The sequence below is a fragment of the Streptomyces sp. NPDC058198 genome (assembly GCF_042882605.1).
In the GTDB taxonomy this organism is placed as follows: Bacteria; Actinomycetota; Actinomycetes; order Streptomycetales; family Streptomycetaceae; genus Streptomyces.
In genome coordinates this window covers 788,802-806,762 of the sequence record NZ_JBHVVP010000002.1, presented here as the reverse complement: position 1 = coordinate 806,762, position 17,961 = coordinate 788,802, and the positions used below count along the sequence as shown (strand labels likewise).

The window sequence follows — 17,961 nt, the reverse complement described above, 5'->3', positions numbered from 1 at the left end:
CCGCCCACCTGGTTGTCCACAGGCTGTGGGCGGGGGATGGCGGGTGAGCGATGATCGACGCATGGGAGAGATGAGCGAACAGGTCGACGAGGTGTCCGGCGCGACGACGGCGGAGGTACCGGCGCAGCCCGCCGCGTCGCTGCGGCCGGCCGCACGGGCATCCGCACCGGCAGCCGCATCGGCATCCGCATCGGTGTCGGCGCAGGACGAGCGGCGGCGCCGGCTGGCCGCGTGGCGGGCGTCCGAGCGGGTGCTGTCCCGGACGTCGGCGGACCAGCGCATGGGCGAGCGGCTCGCCGCCCTCGCGGCGGACGCGGGATCGGTCTACGACCTGGACGAATGGACCGATGTGTACGGGGACGGGGTCGTCGCGGAGCTGGAGCGGCGGGTGGCCGCCACGCTCGGTTTCCCGGCCGCGGTCTTCTTCCCCACGGGCACGATGGCCCAGCAGGTGGCGCTGCGCTGCTGGGCGGGGCGCACGGGAAACCGGACGGTGGCCCTCCATCCGCTCGCGCATCCCGTGGTCCACGAGGGCGGCGCGCTGTCGTCCGTCAGCGGGCTGCATACGGTCCATCCGACGACGGAGCCGCGCCTTCCGACCGCCGAGGAGATCCACGAGCTGGCCGAGCCCTTCGGCACGCTGATGCTGGAACTGCCGCTCAGGGACGCGGGCTTCGTCCTGCCGTCCTGGGACGAGCTCACCGCGACCGTGGCCGCGGCGCGTGAACGGGACGCGGTGGTGCACTTCGACGGCGCGCGGCTGTGGGAGTGCGCCCCTCACTTCGGGCGCCCGCTGGCCGAGATCGCGGGTCTCGCGGACAGCGTGTACGTGTCCTTCTACAAGTCGCTCGACGGCCTGTCGGGCGCGGTGCTCGCCGGCTCCCCCGAGCTGGTGGAGGAGGCGCGGATCTGGCGCCACCGGTACGGGGGCCAGCTCTTCCAGCAGTACCCGGCGGCCCTGTCGGCCCTGCTGGGCCTGGAGCGTGAGCTGCCGCGGCTGCCCTCGTACGTGACGCACGCGCGCGTGGTGGCGACGGCGCTCGCCGAGGGGTTCGCGGCGTCCGCGGTCCCGTGGTTCCGCGTCCACCCGGAGCCACCGCACACGCACCAGTTCCAGGTGTGGCTGCCGTACGCACCGCAGGTGCTGAACGAAGCGGCGCTCCGGCAGTCGGAGGAGACGAAGGTGACGCTGTTCCGCCGCTGGTTCGCCTCGGGCTCCGGCCCTCCTGGCGTCTCCCTCACCGAGGTCACGGTGGCGGAATCGGGCCTGGAGTGGACGGCGGACGACGTGCGGGCGGCGGTCGGCGCGTTCGTGGCCCTGCTGGTGGAGTGCCAGGAGCGGGCGGAGTCCGCCTGACGCGCACCGGATCGGGACCGGCCGCGGGGTGTGGCTCTCCCGCGTCAGGCGCCGCCGCCGGCCCGCACCAGCCCCGTCTCGTAGGCGAGGACGACCACCTGCACCCGGTCGCGCAGACCGAGCTTGGTGAGGATCCGGCCGACATGGGTCTTCACGGTCGCCTCGGAGAGCACCAGCCGCCCCGCGATCTCGCCGTTCGACAGACCCTGCGCGACCAGCAGCATCACTTCGCGCTCACGGCCGGTCAGCCGCTCCAGCTCCTTGTTCTGCGGCTTGCCCGCACTCGGCAGCAGCGGGGAGAAGCGGTCGAGCAGCCGTCGCGTCGTGGACGGCGCGACGACGGCGTCCCCGCTGTGGACCGAGCGGATCGCGCTCAGCAGCTCACTCGGCGGCACGTCCTTCAGCATGAAGCCGCTGGCCCCGGCCTTCAGCCCGGAGAAGGCGTACTCGTCCAGGTCGAAGGTGGTCAGGATGAGCACCTTCGGGGCGTCGGGGGCGCCGCAGATCCGGCGGGTCGCCTCGACGCCGTCCAGCCGGGGCATGCGTACGTCCATCAGCACGACGTCCACGGCGGTGGAGCGGAGGTTCTCGATCGCCTCGGCGCCGTCCCCGGCCTCCGCGACGACCTCCATGTCCGGCTGCGCGGCCAGCACCATACGGAAGCCGGTGCGCAGCAGCATCTGATCGTCGACGAGCATGACGCGGATCGACATCTGCGGGTTCCTTGTCCAGTAGGCGGATCGGGCGGGCGGTGGGCCGGAAGGCCGGGCGGGGCGGGCTCCGGTACGTCCTAGTGCGCGGGCTTCAGCGGGAGCAGCGCGCTGATCCGGAAGCCGCCGCCCGGCCGCGGCCCGGCGTCCAGCGTGCCGCCGACCATACCGACCCGCTCCCGCATACCGATGAGCCCATGGCCTCGGCCGTCGGCCCCGCCGTCCTCGTACAGCTCATGGGCGGCGCCCCGGCCGTCGTCCTCGACGAGCAGCCCGAGCCCGTCGTCGAAGTAGACCAGCCGCACGCTGGCGCCGACGTCCGGGCCACCGTGCTTACGGCTGTTGGTGAGGGCCTCCTGCACGATGCGGTACGCGGTGAGCTCCACCCCGCTGGGCAGCGACCGCGGAGTGCCCTCGATCTTGAAGTCCACGGTGATGCCCGCGCGCCGCACCTGCTCGACCAGATCCTCGATCTGGTCGACATCGGGCTGCGGCACGTACTCCCCGGTCTCCTTGGCATCTCCGGTGCGCAGCACCCCGAGCAGCCGGCGCATCTCGGCGAGGGCCTGGCGGCCGGTGCTCGAAATGGTCTCCAGGGCCTGCTTGGCCTGGTCGGGCGCGGCGTCCAGCACATAGGCCGCGCCGTCCGCCTGCACCACCATCACGGAGACGTTGTGCGCGACGACGTCGTGCAGCTCACGGGCGATCCTGGCCCGTTCGGCGGCGACCGCGACCTTGGCCTGTGCCTCGCGCTCCTTCTCCAGCCGGGTGGCGCGCTCCTCCAGCTGGTCGAAGTAGGCGCGGCGGGTGCGCATGGAATCGCCCAGCACCCAGGCGAGGACGAACGGCACGCTCATGACGGCGGTGAAGAAGATCCGGCCCGCGGTGCCGGCTCCCTCCACGTGCCAGCGCACCTGCGATATCGGAGCGGCGAGCAGTCCGCCGACCAGCCCCAGCATGGAGGCCCAGCGCGGGCCGCCCTGCGCGGCGACGGTGTAGATGACGACCAGCATCGCGAAGTCGGCGGGATTGACCTGCACGTCCAGCGCGACCTGGGCGACGCCCAGGGCCACCACGAGCAGCAGCGTCTTCTCGGGTGCGACCCGGCGCAGCGCGACGGAAAGACTGAGCAGCAGGACGACCCCGATGGCCACCAGCCGCGGCACGACGCCGGAGTTCTCCCCGACCGCCCACAACAAGGAGAACCCGAAGAGCAGGACAGCCCAGAAGCTGTCGACGCCCGTCGGGTGTCTGCGGAGAAAGTCGTAGAAGCGCTGCACGTAACCCAGCGTAGGGAGGCGGAAAAGGGAGAGAGGTCAACCGGAGGGTCGATCCGGTCGCCGGAAGCGTACTCCCCAAGGTGGAGACTTGACGCCGTGACGGATGAGACGTGTAAGTCGCAGGGGTCGCGGGGCGGGCGGTGCGAGCCCGGTCCGCAGCGGTGGCGTACGGCCGCGGAGGCCGCGCTGTACGGCCCCGAGGGCTTCTATCTGCGGCCCGAGGGACCTGCCGGGCACTTCCGCACCTCGGTGCACGCCTCCCCCCTGTTCGCCGGCGCCGTCGCCCTGCTGCTGGCCGGCACCGCCCGGGCGCTGGGGACGGACGAGGTGGCGCTCGTCGACATCGGCGCGGGCCGCGGCGAGTTGCTGACCGGCATCCTGGCCGCGGTCCCTGACGGGCTCGCGGTACGGCCGTACGCCGTCGAGCGCGCCCCGCGGCCCGCGGGCCTGGACCCGCGTATCGAGTGGCGCGCGGAGCCGCCGGCCGGGGTCAGCGGGCTGCTCTTCGCGAACGAATGGCTGGACAACGTCCCCGTCGATGTCGCCGAGACCGATCCGGACGGGGTCGTGCGGTATGTCCTCGTACGGCCGGACGGCTCGGAGGAGCTGGGCGAACCGGTCGACGGCCCTGACGCGGAGTGGCTCGCCCGCTGGTGGCCGCCCGCCGGTCCCGGCACCAGGGCGGAGATCGGCCGGCCGCGCGACGAGGCGTGGGCGGCTGCCGTCGGCACGCTGGAGCGGGGGCTCGCGGTCGCCGTCGACTACGCGCATGTACGGGCCGCCCGGCCGCCCTTCGGTACGCTGACCGGCTTCCTGGCCGGCCGGGAGGTGCGTCCCGTACCGGACGGGAGCTGCGATCTCACCGCCCATGTGGCGCTGGACGCCTGCGCGCTGCCGGGCGCGGAGCTGACCGGCCAGCGCGCGGCGCTGCACCGTCTGGGGGTGAGCGGGGAGCGTCCGCCGCTGTCCCTCGCCTCCACCGACCCCGCGGCGTACGTACGGGCGCTCGCGGCCGCCGGGGAGGCGGCGGAGCTGACGGCGCGGGGCGGGCTCGGCGAGTTCGGCTGGCTGACGCAGCCCGTGGGCATCGCGCCGGCGGATCCCTTCACGGCTCCTGACGGCGTGGGCACCGCGCCGGGCGACCCCGGCACCGCTAGTAATGCCCCCGGCATCGCTCTGAGAGACTGTCGCCCATGACGGAGACCACCCGGACGACGGTCGGCATCGGCGGCGCGGCGGAGAGCACCGACATGGTGCTCAACATCGGGCCCCAGCACCCTTCCACGCACGGTGTGCTCCGCCTCCGCCTCGTGCTCGACGGCGAGGTCATCCGGCACGCGGAACCGGTCATCGGCTATATGCACCGCGGCGCCGAGAAGCTCTTCGAGGCGCGCGACTACCGGCAGATCGTGATGCTCGCCAACCGCCACGACTGGCTGTCGGCGTTCTCCAACGAGCTGGGTGTGGTGCTGGCCGTCGAGCGGATGCTCGGCATGGAGGTGCCCGAGCGCGCCGTATGGACCAGGACGCTGCTCGCCGAGCTGAACCGTGTGCTCAACCATCTGATGTTCCTCGGGTCGTACCCCCTCGAACTGGGCGGTATCACCCCGGTGTTCTACGCCTTCCGGGAGCGCGAGGAGCTGCAAGCCGTGATGGAGGAGGTCTCCGGCGGCCGGATGCACTACATGTTCAACCGGGTCGGCGGCCTCAAGGAGGACCTGCCGGCCGGCTGGCAGGGCCGGGCCAGGCACGCGGTCGCCGAGGTCCGCTCGCGGATGGATGTGTACGACCGGCTGGTGCTCGGCAACGAGATCTTCCGGGCCCGAACCCGCGGTGTCGGGGTGCTGTCGCCGGAGGCGGTCCACGCCTACGGGGTGTCGGGGCCGATCGCCCGCGCCTCCGGGGTCGACTTCGACCTGCGCCGCGACGAGCCGTATCTGGCCTACGGCGAACTGCGGGACACGCTGAAGGTCGTCACCCGCGAGGACGGCGACTGTCTGGCGCGTTTCGAATGCCTGCTGGAGCAGACGCACAACGCGCTGGCTCTGGCGGACGCCTGTCTGGACCGGATCGCGGAGCTGCCGCCCGGTCCGATCAACCAGCGGCTGCCGAAGGTGCTGAAGGCGCCCGAGGGGCACACGTACGCCTGGACCGAGAACCCGCTCGGCATCAACGGCTATTACCTGGTCTCGAAGGGCGAGAAGACGCCGTACCGGCTGAAGCTCCGCTCCGCCTCGTTCAACAACATCCAGGCGCTGACCGAATTGCTGCCCGGGACGCAGGTCGCCGACATGGTCGCGATCCTGGGATCACTGTTCTTCGTTGTCGGCGACATCGACAAGTAGCGGGCAGCCGCCGTCACGTCGCGATCAGGAACCGATCGCGTTGCGCAGCCCGCCGAGGTCGAGCTGTTCCGTCTCGTCGTGCGCGGTCAGATCGATGACCTGACCGACGGCGCGGCCCTCGGCCCTCCGCCGCTCGGCGAGGACCTCTTCGCCCACCACATCGGCGAGGTCCTCGCGCTCCACCCGGGCCAGCCGCGCGGCCGGTGCGGGCTCGTCCGCGTCGGCTTCTTCCTTGTGCCGGCTCTGCGCGGCCTCTGCGGCCTGCGCGGCCTGCGCGCCGAAGAAGTCGAATCCGCCTTCGGGCCGCCGCACCGGGCGGCGCAGCGGGGCGTACGGAACGATCGCGGACGCGGCGGGCACCCGGGTGGCGGGGAGAGCGGACGACGGACGGCTGTGCTGCTCTCCTTGGGCGGCCGCCGCGTGCTTCCCCTGCGGCTCGTCCGCCTCCGCCGCCCGCTCGGCCAGATCGCGCCGGCGGGCCGCGTCGACGGTCCGCTTCACCTGCTGGGTCACACCGTTGCGCGGCAGATTCTCCAGGGCGCGGGCGGCACCGGCGTACGCCGACGCCGTGGGCGTGCTGCCCGCGGCGGGCAGGGCCTTGGGTTCTGCGGCCGCCTCCAGGGCGAGCTGACGCCGGCCCTCCAGTGCGGTGGCGCGCTCGGTCTCCGCCGTCGCGTACCGCCGCAGCAGCGCGGCGTGTTCGCCCCGCAGCGCGGCCAGCTCGACCCGCTTCGCGCGCAGCTTGGCGTCGAGCTTGAGGCGCAGCTCGCGCGACTCCTCCACGTCAGCCTCGAGTTCGGCTACGCGTTCCTCGGTCTTCCACTGGTCGCTCTCCCGCCCGCGCGTCAGCTCCGCGACGCGCCGGCCGGCGCTCCGGTCCCAACCGCGCATGAACACAGCGCCGCTCACGGCCGCCGCGGCCGTCACGGCGACCAGACCGCGGAGCATCACCGGTTCCGAGAGAAACCAGGCGCCCGCGGCGCAGAGAACCGCGGCTCCGGCGACCGCCGACGGCGGCAGAAGCTTGTGGAGGGGTGGGGAATGGCGGTGGCGTCCACGTGGCATGGCCTGAAATTTACCGTGCGTGGAGACCGAATGGGGGGCCGGTCGGACAATCTTTCCCGGCCCGTTGCCGACTCCCCTCCCCTTCCTCTCCAGAACTCCGTTTTGCCTGCCGTCACTTACGACCTGGGCGCCGGCTCGCGGCTACTTCTTGACCAGACCTTTGGACTCCAGATACTCCTTCGCGACATCCTCGGGCTTCGCCCGCTCGGCATCGACCTTGAGGTTCAGCTTCGCGAGGTCGTCCGTGGTCAGCGCGTCGGTCAGCTTGCCGAGGACATCGGCTATCTCCTGCGAACCTGCGTCCTTGGCATTGACCACCGGCAGTACGTTGTCGGCGTTCTGGAGTCCCTTGTCGTCCTCCAGCACCACCAGTCCGAAGCTGTCCAGCGTGCCGTCGGTCGTGGTGCTCAGGACCACCTGGTCCACGCCGTCCTTGACAGCCTGCTTGGACTGCGGGGTTCCTACGCCCTTCGGGTCGATGCCCGTCACATTGATGCCGTAGGTCTTCTTCAGACCGGGCAGGCAGAACGGCCGCACCTCGCACTCGTCGCCCGCCGCGATCTTCACTTTGATCTTCGACTTGCCAAGATCGGAAAGCGTCTTGAGCTTGTTCTTCTCGGCGAATTCCTTGGTGACCGCGAAGGCATTCTGGTCGACGGCCTTGCCGACGGGCAGTGCCTTCAGCCCGAGCGGCCCGGCGAGCTTCTCCAGCTCGGCGAAGGTCGCGGCGGCGTCGCCGGAGGCGAGGGGCTTCGCCTCGGCCTCCTTGGCGCCGTTCACCTTGGCGTTCAGGAATTCGGTGATCGTAGCGGCGTATTCCGGTACGACGTCGATCTCGCCCTTCTCCAGGGAGGGTTCGTACAGCTCACGGTTCTTCACCGTGGTGACGGAGGTCGAGTATCCGGCGTCGCCCAGGATCTGGGCGTACAGCTCCGCCAGCACCTTGGACTCCGTGAAGGCCGCCGCGCCGATGACGAGCGTGCCCTTCTTTCCGGTGTCGGAGCCGGACGCGGCGGTGCCGCTCTTGTCCTTCTCCAGACTGTCGCCGCCGCACGCGGCGAGCGACGCGGTCAGAGCCACCGCTCCGAGTACCGCACCCGCGATGCGCGAGGTCTTGCTCATGAGGTTCACCATCTCCAAGAGGGCCAAAAGATCCGTCGTCACACGGTCGTGCGCGAGGGGGTCCTGTCGCGGGGGGAGTTCTTGCCGGCCGAATCGCCGGACGCGTCGGGTACATCGGATGCGTCGGACACGTCGGTGACACCGGAGGCGAGGGACGGAGCCGGGTCGATCACCCGGTCCAGCGCCACGAGCGCGCCTTCGACGAGCAGCGCGAGCAGCGCGACGAGGATGGCGCCCGCGACCACCTGCGCGGTGTCGTACGTGTTGAAACCGGCGGTGATGATCCGGCCGAGGCCGCCCTGTCCCACCATCGCCGCGATGGTGGCCGTGGCCACCACCTGAACGGAGGCCGACCGGAGCCCGGTCATGATCAGCGGGTACGCGAGGGGCAGTTCCACCCGGACGAAGAGCTGGGGCCCGGACATACCCATCCCCCGGGCGGCCTCCACCACCGCGCTGTCGACCTCCCGCATCCCGACATAGGCGTTGGTCAGCAGGGGCGGTACGGCGAAGAGCACCAGGGCGATGATCGTGGGGACGTAGCCCGCGTTGCGCAGCGGCGAGACCATGAACAGGGCGAGGACGGCGAAGACGGGGATCGCCCGGCCCACGTTGGAGATATTGATCGCGAGCGCGCCGCCCTTGCCGATATGTCCCAGCAAGAGGGCGATCGGCAGGGCGATGGCGCAGGCCAGCGCGAGCGCCACCCCGCTGACGTACACATGCTCCCCGAGCCGGTGCCACACACCGCCGTCGCCGGACCAGTTGGCACCGGTCGTCAGCCACGTCCAGGCCTCTCCGAGGACACCCATGGTCAGCTCACCGCCTTCGCCGGGCGGGCCGGGCCGGCCGCCGGGGCTTTACGGCGCGGCTCGCGCGACGTCCGTATCCGGGTCCAGGGCGTCAGCAGTCGCTGCGCCCCGAGGAGCAGCAGATCGGCGACGACCGCCAGCAGCACACACAGCACGGACGCCGTCAGCACCTGCGCCTTGAAGAAGCTCGGCAGCGCGTCCTCGATGAGATTGCCGAGCCCGCCGCGGCCGACGATCGAACCGACCGTCGTCAGGGCGATCGTCGACACCGTCGCTATGCGCAGCCCGGCCATCAGCGCGGGAAGCGCCAGCGGCAGTTCGACCTCCCAGAGCAGCCGCCCCGGTCCGTACCCCATCCCGCGGGCCGCTTCCCTGGCCTCTTCCGGCACCGATTCCAGCCCCGCCATGATGTTCCGCACAAGAATGGTCAGTGAATACAGCACCAGGCCGGTGATCACGAGGCCAGCGGACAGCCCGAAGAGCGGCAGCAGCAGCGAGAACATCGCCAGCGAGGGAATCGTGTAGAGGAGGGTGGTCAGGCCCAGCACGGGTCCGGCGAAAGAAGGCTTGCTCCGCGCCAGCAGCGCCAGCGGAAAGGCCACCACCAGCCCGATGACGACCGAGACCACGGTGATCCACACGTGCTGGACCGTGGCGTCGGTCAACTCCTGGCTACGGGAGCGGAGATATTCCCCGCAGATCCAGTCGTTCGCCGCGAGGCATCCTTGCGTGTTCATCCATCCTCGCCTCCCCCGTCTTCCCGAACGTATGTCTGCCGTATGTCTGAAACCCGATGTTCTGGCGACCCTATCCCCGACCACTGACATTCGCGGAAGTCCGCCACATTCCAGCAACATGGCCTTCACACAACACGCCGCACAATGGGGAACCATGATCCGATTCGAGCACGTCACCAAGCGGTACCCGGACGGCACGACCGCTGTCGACGACCTGTCCTTCGAGGTCTCCCAGGGCGAGCTGGTCACGCTCGTCGGACCCTCCGGCTGCGGCAAGACCACCACCATGAAAATGGTCAACCGCCTCATCGAGCCGACCGAGGGGCGGATATTCCTCGACGGGGACGACATTTCCGCCATCGACCCCGTCGAACTCCGGCGCCGTATCGGCTATGTCATCCAGCAGGTCGGCCTGTTCCCGCACAAAACGGTCCTGGAGAACACCGCGACCGTCCCGCATCTCCTCGGCTGGAAGCGCGCCAAGGGCCGTGAGCGCGCCGCCGAACTCCTCGATCTGGTCGGCCTCGACCCGTCCGTCTACGGCGACCGCTACCCCGAGCAGCTCTCCGGCGGCCAGCGCCAGCGCGTCGGCGTGGCCCGTGCCCTGGCGGCCGACCCGCCGGTCCTGCTGATGGACGAGCCGTTCGGCGCGGTCGACCCCGTGGTACGCGACCACCTGCAGAGCGAGTTCCTCAAGCTCCAGGCGGCGGTCCGCAAGACCGTGCTCTTCGTCACGCACGACATCGAGGAGGCCGTCCGTCTCGGCGACCGTATCGCCGTCTACGGGCAGGGCAGGATCGAGCAGTTCGACGCCCCGGCCGCCGTGCTCGGCACGCCCGCCACCCCGTACGTCGCGGACTTCGTCGGTGCCGACCGCGGTCTCAAGCGCCTCTCCGTCACCCCCATCGAGGAGGGCGATCTGGAGCAGCCGCCCGTCCTCCATCTCGACGACCCGCTGCGCCGCGCCGCGGCGAAGCTCGCCGAGGAGGGCGCGCGCTGGGCCGTCGTCCTGGACTCCGACGACAATCTGCACGGCTGGATCTCCACCGAGCAGACCGGTGCGTCGGGGACGGTGCGGGAGCACGCCCGCCGGATGGAGGCGTGGCTGCCCGTCGGTGCCTCGCTCAAGCAGGCGTTCGCCACGATGCTCCAGCACGACGCGGGCTGGATCGCGGTCATCGACAAGGAGGAGACGGGACGGTTCCTGGGGGTCCTCACCCCCGCCCGGCTGCACGAGGCGCTGCGCCGGTCGATCGACGCGGACGCCCAGGCCATCCCCCGTACCGAAGTGGAGCTGGAGACCATCAGCAAGGTCAGTTAGGGCTGAGCCGTCCGCCCATCCACTCCAGCACCGGCGCGACCTCCCGCCGCCAGGTGTTGAAGTTGTGCCCGCCGCTGTCGAGGATGATCGACGACACCCGTGCGGGCGCCCTGACCTTGCCGATGAACTTCCGCGTGGCCTTCAGGTTCCCCTCGCCCTTCTTGGAGCTGGTCACGAGGAGGGACGACGCGCCCTGGGGCAGGTGGTCCAGGCTCCACAGCAGGTCGGCCCGGTTGCGCAGCTGCTGGTCGCCGTGGAAGAGGTCACCGGTGGTCGGGTCGACGGCCGCCTTGTAGTACGCGGAGAGCCCGGCGCCCGCCGAGAACCGCTCGGGGTGGTGCAGGGCGATCTTCAGCGCGCAGTAACCGCCGGTGGAGTTGCCGATGAAGCCCCAGTTCCGCGGCGCGGTCCCCACCCGGTATGTCTGTGACACCGCCGTGGGCAGATCCTTGGCGAAGAAGGTCTCCGTCTGCGGGCCGTCGGGGATGTCCACGCATTCGGTGTCCCGAGGCGGCGCCACGGTGGGCCGCAGCATCACCAGGATCATCGGCTGCATCTTGCCGTCCCTGGCCAGCTGCCAGGCCGTCTTCGGATACTGCAGTCCGGTGATCAGGTTTTCCGCCGTGCCCGGATAGCCGGTGAGCACCACGGCCGCCGGGAAGGTCTTGCGCGCGTACTGCGGCCGGAAGTACTCGGGCGGCAGATAGACGAGGGCCGAGCTGTCGATCCCCGACTTCTCACCGCCCACCGCGATCTTGTGGATCTGCCCGCCCGCCGTGGGCTGCGAACCGCCCGGCACGGGCGGCGACTGCTTCTCCACCACCGTGAGCTGCCTGCCGCCGGCCGAGTGGTCGAGGACCGCGCCCAGATCCTGCTTCCTGCCGAGGAGGTCCGCCCAGGAACCGTAGAAGAGGAAGGAGTGGTTGGCGGCGAGACCGACCGCGGCGAATACCGCCAGTTGGGTGGCGAACAGCAGCCCGACCCGGCCGAGCACGGCACGCGGGGTGCGCGGCGACAGCCGTGGCCAGAGCCAGACGGTGGCCACGAACAGCAGGACGGCCAGCAGGACGGCCAAGGCCAGGACTTTGCGGCTGGTAAGACCCATGTCGACCGAGCTTTCTCCTATGAGATTTTCCTGAACGCGGAGGAACCCGCTCCCCCAAAGCCCCGTCCTAGAGGTCGCAAAATGTCCGGCGCCGCGGAGAAGAAGCGGGCATGGGCACCACGATCTCTCACAGAGCCACGGGAAGCGATGTCTGTGACGCTAGATGGGGATAAATCGGTATCGGTTCCTGATCGGGCGGGGCGGTCCCCGGGGATACCTCCGATCCGGCTGACACGCCGTCTGCTCCATGGCATCCAGCGTCTGTTCCACGGGCCCCGCCCCGCATCCGTACCCGCGCTGGTCGGTACCGCCTGCTCCCTCATCGGCCTGATCGACATCGCCGCCGGCGTCTTCCCGCGCTTCCGGCACAGCAGGATGCACAGCTTCGCCGAAGTGCTGCCGGGCGCACTCGGCCCCTTCGCCGCCGCGCTCTCACTGAGCGCCGGCGTCCTCCTGCTGCTGCTCGCCCATGGCCTCAAACGTCGTAAGCGCCGGGCCTGGCGCGCCGCCGTCTTCCTGCTGCCCGTGGGCGCGGTGGCGCAGTTCGGTTACCGGCACTCGCTCCTCGGCGCCGTCCTCCCGTTGGCGCTGCTCGCCCTCCTGCTGCGTCACCGCGGGGAGTTCGCGGCCCTGCCCGACCCCCGCAGCCGCTGGAAGGCGCTGGCGAACTTCGTCCTGATGGGCGCGGGGTCCATCGGTCTCGGCCTGATCATCGTGAGCGCCCACCCGCACCGGACCATCGGCAGCCCCGGCCTGACCGACCGGCTCGAACATGTGCTGTACGGACTCTTCGGCTTCGCGGGCCCCGTCAGCTACAGCGGCAGCGTGGCCGGCACCGTCGGCTACTCCCTCGGCGCGCTCGGCCTGCTCACCGCGCTCACCACCAGCTATCTCGCCTTCCGCCCCGAACACCCGGCCGCCCGCCTCACCGAGGAGGACGAGCGACGGCTGCGCGCCCTGCTCGCGCTCCACGGCGGCCGTGACTCCCTCGGGCACTTCGCGCTCCGCCGCGACAAGGGCGTCGTCTTCTCCCCCAGCGGCAAGGCGGCCGTCTGTTACCGCGTCATCTCCGGGGTGATGCTCGCCAGCGGCGACCCCATCGGCGATGTCGAGGCCTGGCCCGGGGCCATCGAACGCTTCATGGACGAGGCCAAGGCCCACTCCTGGACACCCGCCGTGATGGGCTGCAGCGAGACCGGCGGTCAGGTCTGGACCCGCGAGACCGGCCTCGACGCGCTGGAGCTGGGGGACGAAGCGGTGGTGGATGTGCCGGATTTCTCCCTGCACGGACGCGCCATGCGGAACGTACGCCAGATGGTGAAGCGCATCGAGCGCGCCGGCTACGAAACGCGGGTACGGCGCGTCCGTGACCTCTCCGACGGCGAGCTGGAACGGATCCGCCGCGCCGCCGCCGACTGGCGCGGCACCAGCACCGAACGCGGCTTCTCCATGGCCCTCGGCCGGATCGGCGATCCCGCCGACGGCGACTCGGTGATCGCCACCGCCCACAAGCCCGGCGAGGACGCGCCCGGCCCCTACGGCGACCTGAAGGCCGTCCTCCACTTCGTTCCGTGGGGTGCGCATGGCATGTCCCTGGATCTGATGCGCCGCGACCGGTCCGCCGACCCCGGTATGAACGAACTGCTGATCGTCGCCGCGCTGCGGGCCGCGTCCGGGCTGGGGGTGGAGCGGGTCTCCCTCAACTTCGCGATGTTCCGCTCGGCGCTCGCCCGGGGTGAACGACTGGGCGCGGGCCCCGTGCTGCGCGGCTGGCGGGGCCTGCTGGTCTTTCTCTCCCGCTGGTTCCAGATCGAGTCGCTGTACCGCTTCAACGCCAAGTTCCAGCCACGCTGGGAGCCGCGTTACGTGGTCTTCCGCAGCACCGGGGAACTGCCCCGGATCGGCTTCGCCGCGATGCAGGCGGAGGGCTTCGTCACGATGTCCCTGCCCCGCCCCCTGCGCCGCCTGGCCCGGGGCCGCCGCCCCCGCCCGTGCGCGCACGGCGTCCGCGCCACGGCCGACCGCGAGGTCCGCACGGCGTAGGGCTTCCCCGGTCAGGACCTAGGGTGGGACGTATGAGTACGTTGCGCGGACGAGGCACGGTTGAGGGGCTGCCGGAGTGGGACCGCTGTGCGGTCATGGGCGTCATCAATGTGACGCCCGATTCCTTCTCCGACGGCGGCCGCTGGTTCGACACCACCTCCGCCGTCAAGCGCGGCCTCGATCTGGTCACCGCCGGTGCGGACCTGGTCGATGTCGGCGGTGAGTCGACCCGGCCGGGCGCCTCCCGGGTCGATGAGGACGAGGAACTGAGGCGGGTCGTCCCTGTCGTACGCGGCCTGGCGGCCGAAGGCGTCACCGTCTCCGTCGACACCATGCGCGCCTCCGTCGCCGAGCAGGCGGTCGCGGCCGGCGCCGTCCTGGTCAACGACGTCAGCGGCGGCCTCGCCGATCCGGCCATGGTGCCCACCGTCGCCGCCGCCCGGGTGCCCTTCGTGGTGATGCACTGGCGCGGCTTCAGTCAGGAGATGAACAGCCGCGCGGTCTACACGGACGTCGTCGCGGAGGTCGTCGCCGAGCTGCGTGAGCGGATGGAAGCGGTGATCGCGGGCGGAATCACCCCCGACCGCCTGGTCATCGACCCCGGCCTCGGCTTCGCCAAGCAGGCCGAGCACGACCTGAAGCTCCTCGCGCACCTCGCCGAGCTGCGCGCCCTGGGCCGTCCACTGCTGGTCGCCGCCTCCCGCAAGCGGTTCCTCGGCCATGTCCTCTCGAAAGGCGACGGCCCCCCGCCGCCCGCCCGCGAACGCGACGCGGCCAGCGCCGCGGTCTCCGCCATCGCCGCCCACCAGGGCGCCTGGGCGGTCCGGGTCCATGAGGTACGGGCCACGGCGGACGCGGTCCGCGTGGCGCGCGCGGTCGAGGGCGCCCAGTGACCGCGCGTACGGACAATGAGCAGGTCGAGCTGGCCAACACCACGTTCTACGAGGCGATGGAGAGCGGCGACTTCGATTCGCTGTCCGGGCTCTGGCTGGACGGCGACGACGACGGGATCTCCTGCGTCCACCCGGGCTGGCCCGTGCTCACCGGCCGCGGCGAGGTCCTGCGTTCGTACGCCCTGATCATGGCGAACACGGAGTACATCCAGTTCTTCCTCACCGATGTGGTGGTGGCCGTCTCCGCCGACACCGCGCTGGTGACCTGCACCGAGAACATCCTCAGCGGCGGCCCGGCCGAGGAGAGCGGCGAGCTGGGACCGCTCGTCGGCCAGCTCGTCGTCGCCACCAATGTGTTCCGGCGGACCGCCGAGGGCTGGAAGATGTGGTCGCACCACGGTTCACCCGTTCTGGCCGAAACCGATGAGGAACCGGACGACGACACACCCGCATGAGTGGGTAAACCGCCCTTGTGGATTGCTTCGTGGGACCTGCGGGTAGGGGGGGTCACCAGTCGTGCGGCACCCTGTCCACAGGCCCCACAGGAGAGCAGTGTCGGTGCCCGCGGGTAGATTCGAGTGAGGGCACCGTGCCGCCCGCACGCGGCTGGGTGCCCTGACGACCAACGACAGCAGGAGTGATTCGCGTGGATCGTGTCGCGCTGCGCGGCCTCAAGGCCCGTGGGCACCATGGCGTCTTCCCCCGGGAGCGCGAAGAGGGCCAGACCTTCATCGTGGATCTGGTGCTCGGCCTCGATACCCGCCCCGCGGCCGCCGACGACGACCTGGCGAAGACCGTGCACTACGGGATCGTGGCCGAGGAGGTCGTGGAGGTCGTCCAGGGAGAGCCGGTCGACCTGATCGAGACGCTCGCCGAGCGCATCGCCCAGCGGTGCCTGAAGCACGACGGCGTCGAAGAGGTCGAGGTGATCGTCCACAAGCCCGATGCCCCGATCACCGTGCCGTTCGACGACGTGACCATCACCATCACCCGGAGCCGAGTATGACTGTGTTTTCTACAGACGGGCCGCAGAGCGACCCGACCGTACAGCCGGTGCCCGCCTCCGTGGTCGCGCAGGTGGACGCGGCGGATATCACGCTGTCCAACCCGAAACAGGCCGTGGTCTCGCTCGGTTCCAATCTCGGCAACCGGCTGGAGACGATCCAGGGCGCCATCGATGCCCTGGAGGACACCCCGGGCCTGCGCGTCAAAGCGGTCTCTCCGGTGTACGAGACGGAGCCCTGGGGCGTCGAGCCCGGCTCCCAGCCGTCGTACTTCAACGCGGTGGTCGTGATCAAGACAACCCTGCCCCCGTCCTCTCTGCTGGAGCGCGGACAGGCCATCGAGGAGGCCTTCGACCGGGTCCGCGACGAGCGCTGGGGGCCGCGCACCATCGACGTGGACATCCTGGCGTACGCGGACGTCGTCTCGGACGACCCGCTGCTCACCCTTCCTCATCCCCGGGCCCATCAGCGCGCCTTCGTGCTCGCTCCATGGCATGACGTGGAGCCGGAGGCCCAGGTCCCGGGCCACGGCCGCGTCGCCGAGCTGCTGGCGGATGTCGGCCGGAGCGGCGTCCAGCCCCGGGCCGACCTGGAACTCCGCCTGCCCGAGTAGTCGTTAGGCTCTGCGGACCGGCACCGCGTGGATCTGTACGACGCAGGACGGTACGGCGCGGGTGAGTACAGCGAGGCGAAGGGCGGCTTTCTCGGTGAAGCAGTTGCGGATCGGCGTCCTGGCCGGCCTGTTTGTGGTGGCTGGTGTGCTTTCGTGGGCCGGCGCCCGTCTCTGGGACGCGGTGGGCACGCTGCCGAGCGTGCCGCTCGCCGCGCCCATCGTGCTCGTGGTGATCGCCGTCGTGCTCACCGCCACCGCGCTCTCGCTCCGCTCGCGGCTCCGGGCCCAGCGGGAGCGGCGCCGGGACGCGAAGGGCGTGGATCCGCTGATGGCGGCCCGCGCGGTGGTCTTCGGCCAGGCCAGCGCGCTGGTGGCGGCCCTCGTCTCCGGTATGTACGGCGGGACGGGCGTCTTTCTGCTCGGCTCTCTCGACATGCCCGCCCGCCGCGACCAGGCCATCTACGCGGGCTTCTCCGTGCTGGCCGGCATCGCGGTGATCGTCGCGGCCTTCTTCCTGGAGCGGGTGTGCAAGCTCCCGGAGGGCCCGGACGACGACAAGGACGGCACCGCCCCGGCCGGACCCGTCTGACTGACCGCCCGTACCACCACGTTCACGACCTCACAGGCCGGCACCTCATATGCCGCGACGGCCGTCACCTGAGTGACGGCCGTCCGCGTATCCCGCGCGACTAGGTCCTGTCCGGTCGATCTTCGTGGATCAGCCCGCGGCGTCCGGTGCGGTACATCGCAAGGCGGAGGATCGTCCTCGTACTGGACGTACTTGGACGACTCCGACAACGCGGCGAGGTGCCGTGCCGGGCGTCGCGGGCCCGCGAAGATCGACCGGACAGGGCCTACCGAGCCAGTATCAGACTCATCGCCTCGGCGCGGGTCGTGGCGTTGCGCAACTGCCCGCGCACCGCCGAGGTGATCGTCTTCGCCCCCGGCTTGCGCACCCCGCGCATCGACATGCACATGTGCTCGCACTCGATGACGACGATGACACCGCGCGGCTCCAGGATCTCCATCAGGGAGTCGGCGACCTGGGTCGTCAGCCGCTCCTGGACCTGGGGGCGGCGGGCATAGACGTCCACGAGGCGGGCCAGCTTCGACAGTCCGGTGATCTTCCCGTCCGACGACGGGATGTAGCCGACATGCGCCACCCCGACGAACGGCACCAGATGATGTTCACAGGTACTGGTGACTTCGATGTCCTTCACCATGACCATCTCGTCATGGCCGAGATCGAACGTGGTCGTCAGCACGTCCTCGGGGTTCTGCCACAGCCCCGCGAAGATCTCCCTGTACGCACGCGCCACCCGGCCAGGAGTCGCCAGCAGACCTTCGCGGTCCGGGTCCTCCCCGACCGCGATCAGCAGCTCACGCACCGCATTCTCGGCCCGCTTCTCATCGAATTCGCGGACCTGGGTCTCCCCGTCCAGCGTCACCGGGTCGGTCATGTGTGCCTCGTTCCTGTGCCGTCCTTGTGGGCGGGCATACGAATGCCGCGCTCCCACAGGCTAAAACCTGGGAAGCGCGGCATCCATTCCGGGC

18 protein-coding genes are annotated in these 17,961 nt (G+C 70.6%); 10 read left to right on the top strand and 8 right to left on the bottom strand.

The window, feature by feature from the left end:
- The first annotated feature begins 61 nt into the window (after positions 1 to 61).
- A complete protein-coding gene (locus ACFVWW_RS12065; RefSeq protein ID WP_386877364.1) occupies positions 62 to 1,357 on the top strand; it encodes a threonine aldolase family protein in 1,296 nt (431 codons plus the stop codon).
- Positions 1,358 to 1,401: 44 nt separating this feature from the next.
- Here the strand turns inward: ACFVWW_RS12065 and ACFVWW_RS12060 are convergent, their stop codons facing one another.
- The gene (locus ACFVWW_RS12060) at positions 1,402 to 2,070 is read right to left on the bottom strand and encodes a response regulator (protein ID WP_384179773.1); all 669 of its coding nucleotides are present in this window, start codon (positions 2,068 to 2,070) and stop codon (positions 1,402 to 1,404) included.
- 77 nt (positions 2,071 to 2,147) lie between these two features.
- Positions 2,148 to 3,347 (bottom strand): sensor histidine kinase, encoded by a 1,200-nt coding sequence (locus tag ACFVWW_RS12055; protein WP_384332373.1) that lies wholly within the window; start codon positions 3,345 to 3,347, stop codon positions 2,148 to 2,150.
- 186 nt (positions 3,348 to 3,533) lie between these two features.
- Between ACFVWW_RS12055 and ACFVWW_RS12050 the strand changes: the two genes are divergently transcribed.
- Together ACFVWW_RS12050 and ACFVWW_RS12045 are read left to right on the top strand one after the other, a co-directional pair.
- Positions 3,534 to 4,544: an SAM-dependent methyltransferase gene (locus ACFVWW_RS12050; RefSeq protein ID WP_386877396.1), complete on the top strand. Its 1,011-nt coding sequence runs from the start codon at positions 3,534 to 3,536 to the stop codon at positions 4,542 to 4,544.
- Entirely contained in the window at positions 4,541 to 5,692 is a 1,152-nt protein-coding gene (locus tag ACFVWW_RS12045) for an NADH-quinone oxidoreductase subunit D (protein ID WP_384179769.1), read from the top strand. The genes ACFVWW_RS12050 and ACFVWW_RS12045 overlap by 4 nt, the downstream gene beginning before the upstream one ends.
- 24 nt (positions 5,693 to 5,716) lie before the next feature.
- Here the strand turns inward: ACFVWW_RS12045 and ACFVWW_RS12040 are convergent, their stop codons facing one another.
- The 4 genes from ACFVWW_RS12040 to ACFVWW_RS12025 all read right to left on the bottom strand — a co-directional run bounded on the left by ACFVWW_RS12040 (position 5,717) and on the right by ACFVWW_RS12025 (position 9,428).
- On the bottom strand, positions 5,717 to 6,757 hold the full coding sequence (locus ACFVWW_RS12040) for a hypothetical protein (RefSeq protein ID WP_384179767.1): 1,041 nt from the start codon (positions 6,755 to 6,757) through the stop codon (positions 5,717 to 5,719).
- A 141-nt stretch (positions 6,758 to 6,898) separates the two neighbouring features.
- The gene (locus ACFVWW_RS12035; protein WP_384179765.1) at positions 6,899 to 7,879 is read right to left on the bottom strand and encodes a glycine betaine ABC transporter substrate-binding protein; all 981 of its coding nucleotides are present in this window, start codon (positions 7,877 to 7,879) and stop codon (positions 6,899 to 6,901) included.
- A 38-nt stretch (positions 7,880 to 7,917) separates the two neighbouring features.
- Positions 7,918 to 8,691 (bottom strand): ABC transporter permease, encoded by a 774-nt coding sequence (locus ACFVWW_RS12030; protein WP_384179763.1) that lies wholly within the window; start codon positions 8,689 to 8,691, stop codon positions 7,918 to 7,920.
- Positions 8,692 to 8,693: 2 nt separating this feature from the next.
- On the bottom strand, positions 8,694 to 9,428 hold the full coding sequence (locus tag ACFVWW_RS12025; RefSeq protein WP_386877363.1) for an ABC transporter permease: 735 nt from the start codon (positions 9,426 to 9,428) through the stop codon (positions 8,694 to 8,696).
- A gap of 154 nt (positions 9,429 to 9,582) precedes the next feature.
- Here ACFVWW_RS12025 and ACFVWW_RS12020 point away from each other — a divergent pair, with 154 nt between their 5' ends.
- A complete protein-coding gene (locus tag ACFVWW_RS12020; protein WP_384179759.1) occupies positions 9,583 to 10,749 on the top strand; it encodes an ABC transporter ATP-binding protein in 1,167 nt (388 codons plus the stop codon).
- Here the strand turns inward: ACFVWW_RS12020 and ACFVWW_RS12015 are convergent.
- Complete coding sequence (locus tag ACFVWW_RS12015) at positions 10,742 to 11,854, bottom strand: alpha/beta hydrolase (protein ID WP_384332376.1); 1,113 nt, start codon at positions 11,852 to 11,854, stop codon at positions 10,742 to 10,744. The two genes, ACFVWW_RS12020 and ACFVWW_RS12015, sit on opposite strands and share 8 nt — an antisense overlap.
- A 147-nt stretch (positions 11,855 to 12,001) precedes the next feature.
- On the opposite strand from ACFVWW_RS12015, the gene ACFVWW_RS12010 reads away from it, so the two are divergent.
- From ACFVWW_RS12010 to ACFVWW_RS11985, 6 genes are all read left to right on the top strand, one after another.
- On the top strand, positions 12,002 to 13,897 hold the full coding sequence (locus ACFVWW_RS12010) for a phosphatidylglycerol lysyltransferase domain-containing protein (protein ID WP_386877362.1): 1,896 nt from the start codon (positions 12,002 to 12,004) through the stop codon (positions 13,895 to 13,897).
- Positions 13,898 to 13,929: 32 nt separating this feature from the next.
- Complete coding sequence (gene folP, locus ACFVWW_RS12005) at positions 13,930 to 14,790, top strand: dihydropteroate synthase (RefSeq protein WP_384179753.1); 861 nt, start codon at positions 13,930 to 13,932, stop codon at positions 14,788 to 14,790.
- Complete coding sequence (locus ACFVWW_RS12000) at positions 14,787 to 15,245, top strand: nuclear transport factor 2 family protein (RefSeq protein WP_384179751.1); 459 nt, start codon at positions 14,787 to 14,789, stop codon at positions 15,243 to 15,245. The genes folP and ACFVWW_RS12000 overlap by 4 nt, the downstream gene beginning before the upstream one ends.
- Positions 15,246 to 15,436: 191 nt before the next feature.
- The gene (folB, locus tag ACFVWW_RS11995) at positions 15,437 to 15,796 is read left to right on the top strand and encodes a dihydroneopterin aldolase (protein ID WP_383914293.1); all 360 of its coding nucleotides are present in this window, start codon (positions 15,437 to 15,439) and stop codon (positions 15,794 to 15,796) included.
- A complete protein-coding gene (gene folK / locus ACFVWW_RS11990) occupies positions 15,793 to 16,407 on the top strand; it encodes a 2-amino-4-hydroxy-6-hydroxymethyldihydropteridine diphosphokinase (RefSeq protein WP_386877361.1) in 615 nt (204 codons plus the stop codon). Before folB ends, folK begins: the two co-directional genes overlap by 4 nt.
- Before the next feature lie 94 nt (positions 16,408 to 16,501).
- Positions 16,502 to 16,996: a DUF3180 domain-containing protein gene (locus tag ACFVWW_RS11985; protein ID WP_384179747.1), complete on the top strand. Its 495-nt coding sequence runs from the start codon at positions 16,502 to 16,504 to the stop codon at positions 16,994 to 16,996.
- Positions 16,997 to 17,261: 265 nt separating this feature from the next.
- On the opposite strand, the gene folE is transcribed toward ACFVWW_RS11985, so the two are convergent.
- Positions 17,262 to 17,867 carry a GTP cyclohydrolase I FolE gene (gene folE, locus ACFVWW_RS11980; RefSeq protein ID WP_384179745.1) on the bottom strand — a complete coding sequence of 202 codons (606 nt, stop codon included), beginning with the start codon at positions 17,865 to 17,867 and terminating at the stop codon, positions 17,262 to 17,264.
- Positions 17,868 to 17,961 lie beyond the last annotated feature (94 nt).